This is a genomic window from Pantoea jilinensis, assembly GCF_019104105.1.
GTDB lineage: Bacteria > Pseudomonadota > Gammaproteobacteria > Enterobacterales > Enterobacteriaceae > Pantoea > Pantoea eucalypti.
In genome coordinates this window covers 1596463-1612141 of the sequence record NZ_CP077746.1, presented here as the reverse complement: position 1 = coordinate 1612141, position 15679 = coordinate 1596463, and the positions used below count along the sequence as shown (strand labels likewise).

12 protein-coding genes and 1 tRNA gene are annotated in these 15679 nt (G+C 56.1%); 6 read left to right on the top strand and 7 right to left on the bottom strand.

All coding sequences use genetic code 11. The features are described from left to right. Positions 1-489: 489 nt before the first annotated feature. From KTJ90_RS07405 to KTJ90_RS07395, 3 genes are all read left to right on the top strand, one after another. Positions 490-1167: an ASCH domain-containing protein gene (locus tag KTJ90_RS07405; RefSeq protein WP_003854430.1), complete on the top strand. Its 678-nt coding sequence runs from the start codon at positions 490-492 to the stop codon at positions 1165-1167. A 171-nt stretch (positions 1168-1338) separates the two neighbouring features. Continuing rightward, entirely contained in the window at positions 1339-2112 is a 774-nt protein-coding gene (gene mtfA, locus KTJ90_RS07400; protein ID WP_008926889.1) for a DgsA anti-repressor MtfA, read from the top strand. Between the two features lie 103 nt (positions 2113-2215). After that, a tRNA-Asn gene (locus KTJ90_RS07395) sits at positions 2216-2291 on the top strand. 401 nt (positions 2292-2692) lie between these two features. On the opposite strand, the gene KTJ90_RS07390 is transcribed toward KTJ90_RS07395, so the two are convergent. The 3 genes from KTJ90_RS07390 to KTJ90_RS07380 all read right to left on the bottom strand — a co-directional run bounded on the left by KTJ90_RS07390 (position 2693) and on the right by KTJ90_RS07380 (position 5704). Beyond that, positions 2693-2848, bottom strand: coding sequence for a hypothetical protein (locus KTJ90_RS07390; protein WP_003854427.1), 156 nt, complete (start codon positions 2846-2848; stop codon positions 2693-2695). Positions 2849-2988: 140 nt separating this feature from the next. Continuing rightward, positions 2989-4101, bottom strand: a complete 1113-nt coding sequence (locus KTJ90_RS07385) for a lactonase family protein (protein WP_499026119.1) — start codon at positions 4099-4101, stop codon at positions 2989-2991. Positions 4102-4294: 193 nt separating this feature from the next. Further along, positions 4295-5704: an EmmdR/YeeO family multidrug/toxin efflux MATE transporter gene (locus tag KTJ90_RS07380; RefSeq protein ID WP_003854424.1), complete on the bottom strand. Its 1410-nt coding sequence runs from the start codon at positions 5702-5704 to the stop codon at positions 4295-4297. 465 nt (positions 5705-6169) lie between these two features. Here KTJ90_RS07380 and KTJ90_RS07375 point away from each other — a divergent pair, with 465 nt between their 5' ends. After that, complete coding sequence (locus tag KTJ90_RS07375; RefSeq protein ID WP_008926890.1) at positions 6170-7624, top strand: AMP nucleosidase; 1455 nt, start codon at positions 6170-6172, stop codon at positions 7622-7624. 1933 nt (positions 7625-9557) lie between these two features. Here KTJ90_RS07375 and KTJ90_RS07370 read toward each other — a convergent pair. Beyond that, a complete protein-coding gene (locus KTJ90_RS07370) occupies positions 9558-10856 on the bottom strand; it encodes an NCS2 family permease (protein WP_008926891.1) in 1299 nt (432 codons plus the stop codon). Between the two features lie 422 nt (positions 10857-11278). Here KTJ90_RS07370 and KTJ90_RS07365 point away from each other — a divergent pair, with 422 nt between their 5' ends. After that, positions 11279-12022, top strand: a complete 744-nt coding sequence (locus KTJ90_RS07365; protein WP_003852465.1) for a response regulator — start codon at positions 11279-11281, stop codon at positions 12020-12022. A gap of 129 nt (positions 12023-12151) precedes the next feature. On the opposite strand, the gene KTJ90_RS07360 is transcribed toward KTJ90_RS07365, so the two are convergent. Further along, entirely contained in the window at positions 12152-12790 is a 639-nt protein-coding gene (locus KTJ90_RS07360; RefSeq protein ID WP_499026116.1) for an SDR family oxidoreductase, read from the bottom strand. Positions 12791-12955: 165 nt separating this feature from the next. On the opposite strand from KTJ90_RS07360, the gene KTJ90_RS07355 reads away from it, so the two are divergent. Beyond that, on the top strand, positions 12956-13828 hold the full coding sequence (locus tag KTJ90_RS07355; RefSeq protein WP_039659953.1) for an AraC family transcriptional regulator: 873 nt from the start codon (positions 12956-12958) through the stop codon (positions 13826-13828). Positions 13829-13939: 111 nt separating this feature from the next. Here KTJ90_RS07355 and KTJ90_RS07350 read toward each other — a convergent pair whose 3' ends face one another. Then, the gene (locus tag KTJ90_RS07350) at positions 13940-14623 is read right to left on the bottom strand and encodes a D-lyxose/D-mannose isomerase (protein WP_039659950.1); all 684 of its coding nucleotides are present in this window, start codon (positions 14621-14623) and stop codon (positions 13940-13942) included. Positions 14624-14666: 43 nt separating this feature from the next. Further along, positions 14667-15605: an ABC transporter substrate-binding protein gene (locus KTJ90_RS07345; protein ID WP_008926894.1), complete on the bottom strand. Its 939-nt coding sequence runs from the start codon at positions 15603-15605 to the stop codon at positions 14667-14669. Between the last annotated feature and the right edge of the window lie 74 nt (positions 15606-15679).

Sequence of the window (15679 nt, the reverse complement as noted above, 5' to 3'; positions counted from 1 at the left end):
GCCAGTTTTTCGGGCAGAAAAATGAGATCTGGATCATCTGTATAGCATCTCTGTTACACAATAACCGCAATTTCGGCGGTTTTCAGCCTTTCCTCAGTGAATTGCTGCTAAGAAAATTAGTTTAACAGCTGTAATGTTTTGTCGATGTTTAACCGATAATACAGACCCTGTTTAACTTTTTTTTGTCACGTGTTTAATTGTAAAACTGTGCACAAAAGCAGGTGAAAAAGTCTGAAAAGGTTCCTATTTTTATCGTTATAACGTACTGTATCCGGGCTAATCGTCGTGTTGCGTCCATGATATCTAAAGCGTTGGTGCGCTTTTTGCATTTTGCGTTTTTTTAATACCCAACGTGACAACTTTAAAGTGACTGTCAGGCGACAAATTATTAAGCAAAATGATTTAAAGCTTTTATGATGACTCTGAGATGTGACGTGAATGGATGTTTACAGCAGTAACCGGGTTCTACTAATAAAAAAGAGGTAATCAATGAAAGAACGGCCGATTCTTTTTTCCGAACAGCGTGTTCGTGCCCTGTTGGTTGGCCAGCAAACGCAAACCCGGCGCATTATGAAAACTCAGGCTTTCGGTCCGGGACAGGATCATCACGAGGGCGTGCACGCCTTCGATGTGAGTGCTAACCATCTGCACGGCTACAAAATGATGTCGATGGCTGACATCAGCTATCAATGCCCCTATGGCAAACCGGGTGACATACTCTGGGTGCGTGAAACCTGGCGTGGCCCAATGGTGCCAGAGAGCGATCTGGCCGAATATGAACGTGACCCGACGCCGTTTCGCCTGCCGGAATATTGCCAGTATCGGGCCGACAGTAATGAGCTGGGTCAGCATGCACTGAGTACGCCAGAGGCCGAAGAGTTTGGCTGGCAGACCGCCATCCATATGCCTCGCTGGGCCAGCCGTATCAACCTCGAAATTACCGGCGTCCGCGCGGAGAAAATTCAGGACATCAGTGAAGATGACATCCGGGCAGAGGGCGTACAGACCGATTCGCACTTCCTGAATAACTTCTTCACCATGAACGCCAACTCAGAATCGCCTAAAGAGGCGTATCGCAAAGCCTGGGAAAAACAGTACGGCGCGACCAGCTGGGAAGTGAATCCCTGGGTCTGGGTCATTGAATTTCAGCGCATCGAACGCAACTAATGCTTTAGCCCTGCGCTTTGCGGGTTGAATCACAGACAACGGTCGCGCTAACGGGTTGAATAGACAGCCTTCAGCCCTGTAGCCAGCAACTGGTGCCAGCATTCGATGCTGGCATTTTTATATCTGCCGCGTCAGGATAGTGAAATAGTCCGATTCTGTGCGGGAGTTGCGATGTTTAAATGGCCCTGGAAAACGCATGACGACATGCTGGCTACATTACCGTGGCAGCAGGGTCTGGCACAGCCGGTATTCAGCCTGCTCAGCAATGACGAGCAACAGGCGTTGGTTGAGCTGGCAAAGCGCTTTCTGCAGCAGAAAAAACTGGTGCCTCTCGAGGGTGCACAGCTGGATGAACTGCGCAGCGTGCGGATCGCCCTGCTCTTCTCTCTGCCTGTCCTGAAACTGGGTCTGGAGTGGCTGGACGGTTTTCACGATGTGCTGATCTATCCCGAGCCATTCGAGGTCGACGATCACTGGCAGGATGAGCATGGGCTGGTTCACAGTGCGCCTGCCGTTCACTCAGGACAGAGCTGGACACAGGGACCGGTAGTCCTCAACTGGCTGGATATTCAGGACTCCTTTGACCTCTCCGGCTTTAATCTGGTTATTCATGAGGTGGCACATAAGCTGGATGCGCGCGGCAGTGGTTACACTAGCGGTGTTCCGGTGATACCGCTGCGAGACGTGGCGCAGTGGGAAAAGGATTTGCGTGCCGCGATGGCAGAAATTGAGAGTGAGGTCGAGCTGGTGGGCGAACAGGCTGCCACTATTGATCCTTATGCCGCCAGCGATCCGGCTGAGTGCTTCGCTGTGCTCTCAGAATATTTCTTTACGGCCCCGGTTCTGCTGGCAGAACGCTTTCCCGCCATGTATCAGCATCTGCGACAGTTTTATCAGCAGGATCCGCTGACCCGGATCGCTACTGACACGGCGCAAACTGCTTAAATCCCGATCGCTTTGCGTTAAACCTAGCCAGTTGAATGATAATGTATTTTTTGCTGTTGACACCTTAGAGCGACGCCGTTAATATTCGCCTCGTTCAAACGATTCCTCTGTAGTTCAGTCGGTAGAACGGCGGACTGTTAATCCGTATGTCACTGGTTCGAGTCCAGTCAGAGGAGCCAGAATTAGAGAAAGCAGATATCTTCGGATATCTGCTTTTTTGCTTTATACCCGTTGGATATCCCTTCCTTCATATTTATCCCCTTTCAATTAAAAACACGTCATCCCACACCCTTTTTCAGATATGCATTTTGGCAATGGTTGTTCCATTTCATTATTGGCCAATAAGCGGTAGATGCCGTTATGGCACAAACTTGTCTCAAAGAAAAAACGCCGGGCTTTCTAGATCTGAGATTGATATTCGTGGCGTAAGAGACGTTCAGGATACGTCATTATTGTTTTGCCTGAGTGCATTTTTGCCAAATTGAACCTCTACTCATCAACGGACTCAGCCTCTCAATCCCCTTGCGTAAAAAAGCCCGCTCAGATTACGGGCCTTCAAACACACAAAACACAACAACCACTATTTTTCATGATAGCGATGCACAGCCGGATAATATTCCAGCCCATACAGCTGGCTCAGCGGCAGCAGCAACTCGACATTGATATCATGCCCATGCTGACTCACTCCGGGGCCACTCAGCAGCTGTTCAAACCAGGCTATCAGTTTCTGTTTCATCTCAGGTTCTCCGCATCGGTTGATGCCCTGAGTAAACCTGCTTGTGCGCGCAATCTGAAGCAAAAATTTCTGCGCTGCTTATGCCGGAGATGGCATAAGCAGCCTGCCCGGCTGATTAGTCAGCGCCAGAAACAGGTCTGTTACTGCGTAATCAGCGTCACCCAGTTCGCGCCTTTACCAGCAGGTGCTTCAGCGACCCGTTTCAATTCGCCGCTGGCAGGATCGATAGGGTAACTGCCAATCACGGCACTCTTCTCGCCGCTGACGATCAGCCATTTGCCCTTTGCATCGATAGCTATACTGCGCGGCTGTTTTTCAACCGGCCAGCTGCCGATTAGCGTTAACTCACCGGATTGTTTATCCACCCGGTAGCCGCTGACGTTGCTGGAGGTGCGCTCGGTCACGTAGATAAATTGCCCATCCGGCGTAATTTTGATGTCTGCCGCCCAGATGCGCAGTGTCGGATCGCTGTAACCCGCCGGGCGCTGCTCGCCATGCTGCAGGTTATATTTCTTCGCCACCGCATTTGGCCAGCGTTTCAGCTCTGTCAGTGAGCCATCCGCCGCGCGCCGGAATTGGGTGATGGTGCCGCTCATTTCCGTGAGGTTATAGAGAAAACGATTATCCGGCGAGATCACCGAATGCCGCGCACCGCTGTTCTTCTCTCCCTGAACAAAGCCGGTGCCCAGTGGTGTGATGGCCCCGTCACTGGCAAAGGTATATTGCAGCACCCGATCCGCGCCAAGATTGCCAACGTAGAGTGAATGGTTAGTGACGTCGGTAATTACGGAATGGGCATGGGGCCCGGTTTTCACTTCGCCCGTGACCTGCGCGGTCACAATCCCTTTGTCATCAATCCGGTTGCTGGTGACGATATCGCTGTCATAGGAGGCGGCCAGCAGATAGCGTCCGCTCTTATCAGTGGTAATCCACGGGAAGCTAGCTGCAACCGGCGTTACCGCCAGTTTCTGCAAATCACCCTGCGGCCCGGTAACGCGCCAGCTGATGATCGAATAAGGCGGACTGCGCAGCGCACCATAGAGATGTTTACCATCCGGGCTGGCCGCCAGCGGCATGATTTTTTTTCCGGCCGGCGTATCGCCCCACCATTTCAGGCTGCCGTTCGCCTCACTGAGCTGATAGCGGGAAACGGTGCCGGATTCAGCATTCGACACATAGACAAAGGTTGTCGCCCACAGCGGGCAGCTACACAGCAGCGGCAGAAGTGCCAGCGCCGTTTTGAGACGGATCATAGGGTCACCTTGATAAGTAGTCTCTGCGTCAGTGCGCAGCAGGCATTACGCTAACCCCGTCTGATGAGGCTGGCTTTGTGCAACTGTCTGAATTTAGGACCAGAAGTCTGGAGATGTGACGGAGATGTTATTTTTTGGGGCGGGAATGAGATTTAACGCCTCCCCCAGAATCAGGGAAGGCGTAAGCAGAACGCTAACCGGTTTTGGCGATCATCTTCCGGTAGCGATCGAGCCACTTACCGCTATTGAGCCGCCACCAGAAGAAGATGCCGCGCACCGTCCAGTCGAGGAACATCCCCAGCCAGACACCGGTGACGCCCATCCCAAGCACAATGCCGAGCAGATAACCGGCCACCACACGGGCGCACCACATGCTGAACATTGAGACATACATGGTGTAACGCGCATCACGCGCGCCCTTAAGTCCGGCGGGCAGCACCCAGGACGCGGCCCATAGAGGCATAAAGAGCGCGTTAAGCCAGAGCAGGTGCTTCGTTACGTTTATCACCTCCGGATCGCTGGTATAGAAGCGGGCCAGTAACCCGGCCAGCGGTACGGTCAACAGCGCTATCGCACTCAGACATGCCGTCGCCAGCCAGAAAACATGCCGCACCTGGCGTTCCGCCTGGAACACCTGATTCCGGCCTAATCGTGTGCCGGTAATAATGGTGGATGCAGAGCCCAGCGCATTGCCCGGCAGGTTGATCAGGGATGCAACAGAGAACGCGATGAAGTTACCGGCAATTTCACTGGTGCCCATCCCTGCCACAAAGACCTGGGTCAGGAGTTTGCCGCCGTTGAACAACACAGACTCGATACTGGCAGGCACACCTATGCCTAAAACTTCCATCAGGATGCTGCTGTTCCAGCGCCGGAAATAGCTCGATAGCGTGATTTTCAGCGAGGCGTTAAAGCCGATCATCAGCACGTAAATCACCGCGATCGCCCCGATATAGCGGGTGATGGTAAGTCCGAGTCCGGCCCCGACAAAGCCTAAACCGTCCCACGAGAAGCAGCCATAAATCAGCACGCTACTGATGATGATGTTCAGGATGTTCATGCCGCCGTTAATCAGCATCGGAATTTTGGTGTTGCCTGCACCGCGCAGCGCCCCGCTGCCGATCAGTGTGATGGCCGCAGCCGGATAGCTCCAGGCGGACGTCTGCAGATAGCTCAGCGCCAGTTCTTTCACTTTGGGATCGGCTGCACCGGCGATCGCATCGACAATCAGATGGCCCCAGAACTCAATGGCGATCACCAGCACAAAGGCAAGTATCGTCATCATAGCCAGCGACTGTCGCGTGGCGGCGCGGGCGCGCTTCCCGTTGCGTTTTGCCAGGCTGAACGCCACCACCACCGTGGTGCCGAGATCGATGGCGGCAAAGAATGAGATGATCACCATGTTGAAGCTGTCAGCCAGGCCCACGCCTGCCATCGCCTCTTTACCCAGCCAGCTGACCAGGAAGGTGCTCAGAACGCCCATCAACAACACACAGGCGTTCTCGAAGAAGATAGGCACTGCCAGTGGCGATATTTCACGCCAGTAGAGCGTGCGATAAGAGCGGCGTTTTGGATACCACGCCGTGCGCCTGATCGCCTGCATCACTGCTACGCCGGGATTTTGCAAAGGATTACCAAATCAGAAGTGACTGGATAGGAGATCTAATGATGATAGGGGGCTGAGAAATATGCAAAGTCTTTCCGGCGCAAATTAATCATGGTTACAAACTTTTTAATCCCGTTACGGCAGATTCTGCCTCACCGCCCTGTCCGCTGTAGCAATTCTGATTATTTACCTGACGTTATGATCGATTACCGCCGGCTTGCATAAGGCTGCTTTACGGCGCATTCGTCATCCGTAACGCAGTTAATGACGGCTAATCATCCTGTCTGATAGTAAAGATTTACTTAACGGACCTCAGTGCGACTGACTCATCCTTAAAACCGTACTGCTCAGATTTCCCGCTTCGTTAGCGCGAAAAATCAGCAATCACAGATTCTTCACCAATCTCTGCAGCAAACCCGCTAAGCTTGGGGCAAATTGCGGAAAAAAATGGAAGGAGAAACCATGCCGACACTACGGAAAAACCTGACCAGCCAGCAGGCGCTGGATGAACTTGAACGCCTCTACGACAGTGCCGTTGATGCGCTGCGTGCGGCGATTAAAGTCTTCACCGAAAACGGCACGCTGCCGGATGAGGCCGATCGGGCAGCGGGACTGTTTGTCTACCCCGAGCTGCGCATCACCTGGCACGGCGAAGGCCCGCAGCAGAACCGCACACGTGCCTGGGGACGTTTTACCCACACCGGCAGTTACAGCACCACCGTCACCCGTCCGGCGTTGCTGCGTCACTATATTGCGGAACAGCTGGCAATGCTGGAGAAGGAGTATCAGCTGGAGATTGACGTGGTGCCGTCCAGCCAGGAGATCCCCTATCCTTACGTGATCGACGGCTCCGATCTGTCACTGGATCGCACCATGAGTGCCGGTATTGCACGCCACTTCCCGACCACCGAGCTGTCACAGATTGGCGATGAGACCACCGACGGTCTGTTCCACGCTGACGCCAAATTCCCGCTGTCGCATTTTGACGCACTGCGCACCGACTTCTCGCTGGCCCGCCTGCGTCATTACACCGGCACCAGCGTGGAGCACTTCCAGCCGTTTGTGCTGTTCACTAACTACACCCGTTATGTTGACGAGTTTGTGCGCTGGGCGATTGAGCAGGTACGTGATCCCAATACCCCTTACGACAGCCTGGCCTGTGCCGGCGATGTAGTGCTGACCTCGGACACCGCCGACAGTGAGTCGATGCTTTCTGATCTGGCGTGGAAGAAGCACCAGATGCCAGCCTGGCATCTGACTTCGCCGAATCGCCGTGGTATTACGTTGATCAATATCGGCGTCGGCCCGTCGAATGCTAAAACCATCTGCGATCATCTCGCGGTAATGCGCCCTCACGCCTGGCTGATGATTGGTCACTGTGGCGGTCTGCGTGAGAGCCAGCGAATTGGCGATTACGTGCTGGCCCACGCCTATCTGCGTGACGATCACGTGCTCGACAGCGTGCTTCCGCCAGACATCCCGGTGCCTAGCATTGCCGAAGTGCAGCGCGCGCTCTACGACGCCACAAAAGCTGTGAGTAATATGCCTGGCGAAGAGGTGAAGCAGCGTCTGCGTACTGGCACCGTGGTGACCACTGACGATCGCAACTGGGAGTTACGTTACTCCGCGTCGGCTCTGCGCTTTAACCTGAGCCGCGCCGTCGCAGTCGATATGGAGAGCGCCACTATTGCCGCGCAGGGTTATCGCTTCCGTGTGCCGTATGGCACGCTGCTGTGCGTTTCGGATAAGCCGCTGCACGGCGAGATTAAGCTGCCTGGTCAGGCGAACCGCTTCTACGAAGGGGCGATTTCGGAGCATCTGCAGATTGGCATTCATGCGGTTGAGTTGCTGCGCGCCGAGGGTGATAAGTTGCATTCGCGTAAGTTGCGGACGTTTAATGAGCCGCCTTTCAGGTAAGTTTTTCGCCGCTGGCGAGGGGGGGATGTTCGCTGCGCGAACGGGCTAAGGTGCACGCAGGTGGCTGAGGTGTTCGCTGCGCGAACGGGCTATGAGAGGGTTTCGTTCGCCTGGTGAGCTGGCCAGTTTCAGTTACGCCTCTGCAGGCGACCAACAAGGGGGCGCCAGTCGCCGCGCCCCCTTGACCCCGGGCTCCGGCCTGCTTCACCGCCGCTTCGCGGTCCCTTCGCTTCTTCCGGATTTCTTACGGACCGGCGGGACGCGCCCTCCCTGGCGCGAACCCGCCTCTTCGCGGCATCCCTGCCGCTCGTCCTGAAATCCCTCATCCGCTCAGCGGCTCTGACGGCCTCCCTTCCCCGCTTTTATCTCTTCTTTTTGTGTTGGGTACGTCGTCGCTGTAAGTCCGGAGGATTATCTGTGTCTCTCTGCCGGGCAGGAAGAATGGCCTTCTACCCTCGCTGATATCGCTTATTTTTGTGTTGGGTATGTCACCGGTACAAGTCTGAAGGATTGCCTGCGGTTTTGGCCTGCCAGGAAGAATGCACTTCCACCCTATCTACTTTTATCTCTTCTTTTTGTGTTGGGTAAGTAATTGCTGCGAGTCTGAAGGATTGCCTGCGGTTTTAAGCCTGACAGGAAGAATGGCTCTTCACCCTATCAAATGTTGCCTCTTCTTTTTAATGCTGGTGCATTGCCGCTGATGGTTTTCAAAATTAGCTTTGGCTTTCAAACCACCAGACAACGCTATGTCCGATAAAAACCAGGATATTAAAGGCGGGGGTTTACCTGAGGCATCCGAAGCGCTGAGGAGCAACCGGAGGCAAGGATGAGCCGACAGGACGTCGGCGAAAGGACGGAACGCGCCAGGGAAGGCGCGTCCGGACGGTCCGCGGGCCGCAGGGCGTGACGAAGGCACCCCGCAAGGCGTGACGAAGGCACCCCGCACAGCGGGGCGCGCAGGCTGCCGGACGCCGGGATTGTTAAGGGGCGGGCGTTCGCCCCTTGACGCGTCCGCCTGCACAGGCAACCTGAAACTCCCTACCGCCTGGCGGGCGTTACCCGCTCAGTGGGCAGGCACCGCGCAACGTAACATTGTCATAGCAGGCCCGCTGCAAAGCGAAACCAGTGCAGCTCTTCACCCGCTTTCAGCGGCCTGAATCCCCCACCGGGCAAAAATCCCACCAGCAGGGGTTTCCCCGAGGCATCCGAAGCGCTGAGGAACAACCGGAGGCAAGGATGAGCCGACAGGACGTCGGCGAAAGGACGGAACGCGCCAGGGAAGGCGCGTCCGGACGGTCCGCAGGCCGCAGGGCGTGACGAAGGGACCCCGCAACGCGGGGCGCGCAGGCTGCCGGACGCCGGGATTGTTAAGGGGCGGGCGTTCGCCCCTTGACGCGTCCGCCTGCACGGACAACCTGAAACTCCCTACCGCCTGGCGGGCGTAACCCGCTCAGTGGGCAGGCACCGCGCAACGTAATCTTCTCAATATGAACACGCCGCAAAGCGAGACCCGCTCAGTGTCAGCCCGCTGCAAAGCGAAACCAGTGCAGCTCTTCCCCCGCTTTCAGCGGCCTGAACTCCCCCACCGGGCAGGAAACCCACCGGCTGGGGTTTACCAGAGGCATCCGAAGCGCTGAGGAACAACCGGAGGCAAGGATGAGCCGACAGGACGTCGGCGAAAGGACGGAACGCGCCAGGGAAGGCGCGTCCGGACGGTCCGCGGGCCGCAGGGCGTGACGAAGGCACCCCGCAAGGCGGGGCGCGCAGGCTGCCGGACGCCGGGATTGTTAAGGGGCGGGCGTACGCCCCTTGACGCGTCCGCCTGCACGGACAACCTGAAACTCCCCACCGCCTGGCGGGCGTAACCTTCTCAGCGTAACCCGCTCAGCGCCAGCCCGCCGCAAGGCGTAACATCCCTGCCGCCAGGCAACAGCTAAGCACTCAGCCATCCCAGCTTAATCACAAACAGAATCGACAGAATCACCAGCGCCGCATTTATCTCTTTCACACGACCGCTCAGCAACTTCACCAGCGTCCAGGTAATGAAACCAAACGCAATGCCGTTAGCAATAGAATAAGTCAGCGGCATGGTCAACGCAGTCACGGTGACTGGCGCAGCGGTAGTAATATCTTTCCAGTCAATATCAGCCAGACCGGATGTCATCAGCACAGCCACAAACAGCAGCGCAGGTGCGGTGGCATAGACCGGCACGCTGGAAGCCAGCGGCGAGAAGAACAGCGCCAGCAGGAACAGCACACCTACTACGATCGCCGTCAGGCCGGTACGGCCTCCTGCACTCACACCCGCCGCCGATTCCACATAACTGGTGGTGGTCGAGGTGCCGAGCAGCGAACCAAACAGTGCAGCGGCACTGTCGGCAATCAGCGCACGGCCCATCTTCGGCACGTTACCCTGCTCATCAGCCAGACCGGCACGTTTGGTCACGCCCAGCAGTGTGCCCGTGTTATCAAACACATCGACAAACAGGAAGGCAAAAATCACGCTGACCAGGCCAACGTTAAATGCCCCGGCAATATCAAGCTGCAAAAAGGTCGGTGCAATCGATGGCGGAGCTGAGAAAACGCCCGCGAACGGCGACAGGCCAATGCCCATGGAGATAAAGGTCACCAGCAGAATGCCGATCAGCACCGCACCGGTTACGCGGCGTGCTTCCAGCACCACGATCACCACAAAGCCCAGCATTGCCAGCAGCGGGCCGGGTTTAGTCAGATCGCCAATACCCACCAGCGTCGCCGGGTTATCAACCACGATGCCTGCCCCTTCCAGCGCAATAATTGCCAGAAACAGCCCGATACCAGCGCCAATCCCGGCACGCAGCGGCAGCGGGATACTGGCAATAATCCACTCACGAATCTTAAACAGTGACATCGCAAAGAAAATCACTGCTGAGAGAAACACCGCACCCAGCGCAATCTGCCACGTGTAGCCCATATGCAGCACCACGGTATAGGTGAAGAAAGCGTTCAGTCCCATACCCGGCGCCAGCGCAATCGGATAGTTGGCAATCAGCCCCATCAGCACACAACCAATCGCCGCCGCCAGACAGGTCGCGACAAATACCGCGCCCTTGTCCATGCCGGTTGCGCCCAGAATGCTCGGGTTCACAAACAGAATATAAGCCATCGCCAGGAAGGTGGTGATCCCGGCGATAATCTCGGTACGAACCGTCGTGTTATGCGCTTTGAGTTTGAATAGTTTTTCTAACATCATCATCTCTCGATACAGGAGACAGGAGTCTCACTTGCCAAAGGGGTTTGCATGCTGATTTATTCTGTTTCCGGGACATTGTCCTGGCCGCTGCATACTTGCTTGCCAGAACCGCCTGAAATCCCTGTGTAACCTGTTGGCCTAAGCAATTGCCATGCCACCTGCCGACGCAATCGATTACCTGGCAGAGCCGGCCACGCCTAAGAAGATTCCGAATCAAAACAGGGCGCGATTATGGTGCAATGCACCGATTCCGCGCAATCGTTTTCCTGCGGCAAATGCGTCACCCCGAAAAACTCTGCGCCAGCGCACGCTTCCGCACTCTCACAGGCGAAGCTGGTCACGTTTCAGCACGCTGCCTCAGCAACCATTTCTGGCCTGTGTAGACTCCAGAATTAACTCCTTCGTAACATTGAGGCCGCGCCATGAAGCCAGCGATTTTGGTGGTGGATGATGATCCTGCTGTCTGCGACGTCCTGCAGGATGCGTTAAGTGAACATCTGTTAACTGTCTACAGCTGTCATCAGGGACGCGAGGCGCTCTCCATGCTCAGCGAACACCCGGAAATTTCACTGGTGATGCTGGATATGATGTTGCCCGATACCAACGGATTGCTGGTGTTGCAGCAGCTCCAGCGTCAGCGGCCGGACGTGCTGGTGATTATGCTGACGGGTATGGGTTCGGAAGCGGAGATGGTCGTGGGTCTGGAGATGGGTGCAGATGACTATATTGCCAAACCTTTTAATCCACGCGTGGTAGTGGCGCGCGCCCGTGCGGCTCTGCGTCGCAGCGGACGCATTGCGCAGGCTCACCCCGAACAGGCGGGCTGGCGTTTTGGCGGCTGGCAACTGGACGATGGCCGCTGCCAGCTGTTTAATCCGCAGCATGAACTGGTGCCGCTGACCCAGGGAGAATACAGCCTGCTGCACGCGCTGGTGCGCCATGCCCGCAAAGTACTGACCCGTGATCAGTTGCTGGAGCTGACCCACAGCGAAAGTCTGGACGTATTTGATCGCACCATTGATGTGCTGATCATGCGACTGCGCCGCAAAATCGAAACTAACCCGCATCAGCCCGACCTGATTCGCACCATTCGCGGGCTGGGCTATGTCTTTTCCGCTGACGTGATGAAACCCGAAGCCGCGCTACGCGCCAGCCAGATCGCCTGAATCACTTTACCCGGCCTGCGTTCCGCTGGCCGGTACTCATCCCTCATAACTTCCGCCATAGGCGCGCGGCACCAGATCGACCTGCGCCTCTCCGCTCTGAATGACGGTGAGAATCGTTTCAGCCACGCGCTATGGCGTATGCGCAATTGCGGCGCTCTGCTGTGCCTGCGCAATCGCAACGTCCTGCCCCGATTTCACCGACTGGTAAAATTCCGAGACGGTCATGAATGGATAAACAGCAGATACCGTTATCCCGGCGTCTGCCAGCTCCAGCCGTGCCACGCCGGAGAGCATATTCAGTCCCGCTTTGGAACTGGTATAGGCCGCCGATCCCGGCCAGGTTGCCAGAGTCGCACCGGAACTGACGTTGATAATGCACCCCGCGCCCTGCGCCCGCATCTGCGGGATCACCGCCTGCATCATCATCAGCGGCGCGATCAGATTCAGGTCGAGCAGCGCTCTGAACTCGCTTGCAGCAATCTCCTCAACCGCCGCGAACAACCCCTGCCCGGCATTGTTGATTAACATATCAATCCGGCCAAAGCGTGCTATCCCCTGCCTGACAGCATCTGCAATCTGCTCTGGCTGCGTCACATCGCAGGCCACAGCCAGTGCTTTGCCTGATTCTCCCACGAGGGCAACCAGGCGGTCTTTGCGTCGTGCCAGTAAAATAACCTGCGCACCCGCCTCCAGCGCCGCACGCGCGGTGGCTTCTCCGATGCCCGACGATGCACCGGTAATCATAATCACGGCGTTCTCAATTCTCATGTCATCCCCTCCAGTAAAATGGTCAGAGAGCGAGAATAATCCTCAGCCGATTGTGCGGCGGCTGTAATCCTGCCTAAAATTTGCCTGTTACTGCTTTTCTCACTCTGCACACGGCAACCGCCGGAGAGGTGTCCCATAAACAGGCTTGATGCGATAAGAGATGAAATGCTGGCATGCACGGCTGATGAACTCACGGCGACGGCGATTCCGCGCGTGGATCTTTACCGCGTCAGTCAGCCGATGCCCCTGCCGCCGGAAATCTATTCGCCTTTCGTCAGCCTGATACTGCAGGGAGAAAAAAGGCTGCAGATGGGCGAACGCTCTCTCCGCTATTCCGCCGGAGAGATGTTCACGGCGTCGTTCGACCTGCCCGCCACAGGCGAAATTACAGAGGCCAGTGAAATCTCACCTTATCTGGCGGTGCGCCTGACACTGGATTTCACTGCTATCAGCGAACTATTGCATCAGATGCCCATGACCGATGCGCCCAAAACAAAGAGTGGCATGTCAGTCAATCGGGTGGATGAGGCGCTGGTGGATGCCTGGCTGCGGATGGTGCGCCTGATAGCAAAGCCTGGCGAGATTAGGGTGATGGCGCCGTTAGTAGAGCGCGAGATTCTTTATCGGCTGTTGCTGAGCCCACAGGGCGGTTTACTGCGTCAGGCAGCAGAGGTGAACGGGTATTTCGCGAAGATCAGAAAGGCGCTGGTCTGGTTGCGTACACACTATGCCGCCGCGCTTCGTATTGAGGATATGGCGGCGATTGCGGGCATGAGTCTCTCAGCCTTTCATCGTGGTTTCCGGGCCAGCACCGGACTTTCCCCGCTGCAGTATCAAAAACATCTCCGGCTTTACGAGGCGCGCAAGACGCTTATGTTACGCCCCGGTAATGTCGCCGCTGTTGCGGCAGATGTGGGCTACGAAAGTCTGACGCAGTTTACCCGTGAATATGCACGCCTGTTCGGTGAGCCCCCCGCCCGCAGTATCAGAAAACTCAGGCTGAATAACGCTGAACACCTCGCGAAATCATTGAGGTGAACACAGCGCACGCTCAGCGCGGCCTGACGCCGTGAGGCCGGCAATGTTGCACTGAGATTTTGCACTGAGATTGATTGAAAAGATTCAGGGAATGAACGCAATAAATGCGGCTCAGAGAAAGGCATGCGCATAGTCATTACACAGCAGCCAGCGCGGCGCTTCATCCTCATCCAGCGGGTTGAAACGGGCCAGCGGTGTCAGAAACACATTGTCGTTCTCGTCATCATTGGGCATCGACACTTCGCCCACCAGCACGTCACCAAAGCCGCTTTCGCCCCAGAAGCTGTGCCAGATCCCCGCCTCCAAAGTCACACTTTCACCCGGTGAAAGCCGCAGCTGTGTTCCGGCCGCATGGGTCTGTCGCATGCCATCCAGCGACACCACCACCGGCGAGTCGGCCAGCCCGTCCCCGTCGCGGTTATGCAGTTCAACAATCAGGTTGCCACCACCGCGATTGATGATGTCCTCCATCTTGCGCGGATGGTAGTGCATGGGTGTCAGTTGCCCTTCACGTACATGCATAATTTTTTCAGCGTAGGGTTTATGCCAGGGCTGTCCGCCAGGGGAGCCATTACGCAGAGTAAACAGCGTCAATCCGGTCTGAAAAAAATCAGCCGCACCAAAACTGGTGAGATCCCAGCCCAGCCGCAGCGCCAGAATCTCCTGTATCACTTCACGATCCTGCGCGCGCCACTGACTGATGCTGTAATCGGCCCAGGACGGAAGATGCACATCCTGCTGCCGGAAAAAATCGCGGGTATGTTGCAGGTAGTCGTTAACCTCTGAACGTTGCATAGTGGCCTCCTGAAAGCGGCACCTGAAGGTGCCGCTCTAACGCTTATTTCACCGTCCAGCCCTGATAGCTGCCGATATTATTACGATCGATCAGCTTCACCGGGATCAGCACAGGTTTATCCGGAGCCGGTTTGCCCTGCAGAATGTCATAGCCAATCTCAACCGCTTTGGCGGCCATCACCTGCGGGTCCTGAGCTGGCGTGGCGACAAACAGTGAGTTTTTACGCTTCAATGCCTCTTCCCCGTCCGGCGATCCATCGACGCCCACGATAAAGAACTCGCTGCGCTGCGCCTGTTTCGCCGCTAAATCCGCACCGATAGCCGTCGGATCATTGATGGCAAATACCGCATCAATTTTTGGATTAGCCGAGAGCAGACCGGTCATCACTTCCAGTCCGCCTTCACGACTGCCTTTGGCGTTCTGGTTGGAGGAGAGCAGCTTGATGTCCGGATGGGTTTTCAGCTCGTTCATGCAGCCTTCAACACGGTTCTGCACGGCAGAGACAGGCGGTCCGTTGATGATCACCACATTGCCTTTGTTCTTCAGACGGTCAGAGATATATTTACAGGCCATTGCGCCTGCCTGGGTGTTATCGGAGGTGATGGTCGCATTCGCGCCATCGGCTGCCACGTCAACCGCGACCACTACGATACCGGCGTCACGCGCCCGTTTAACGGCTGGGGCGATCCCTTTTGAGTCGGCGGCGTTGAGGATAATCATGTCGACTTTTGCTGCAATAAAGTTATCAATCTGGCCGACCTGCTGACCAAGATCGTAACCGCTGGAGACCAGCGTGACGTTAACTTTATCGCCCGCCAGCTGACGCGCCTTCATCTCTGCGCCTTTAGTGATCTGCACGAAGAAGGGGTTAGCCAGATCGCCGACCGTTACGCCGATAGATTTGAGTTCTTTTGCCTGAGCCAGGCCGGTGCTGAACAGCGTTGCCGCCAGCAGCCCGGTTACAATCGGATTAAAACGCATAGACCTTCTCCTGCTGTTTTCAAGGTGCCAACCACTTAATGGCGTTTTTTAGGTGGCGGAGGCCAGATAACGCA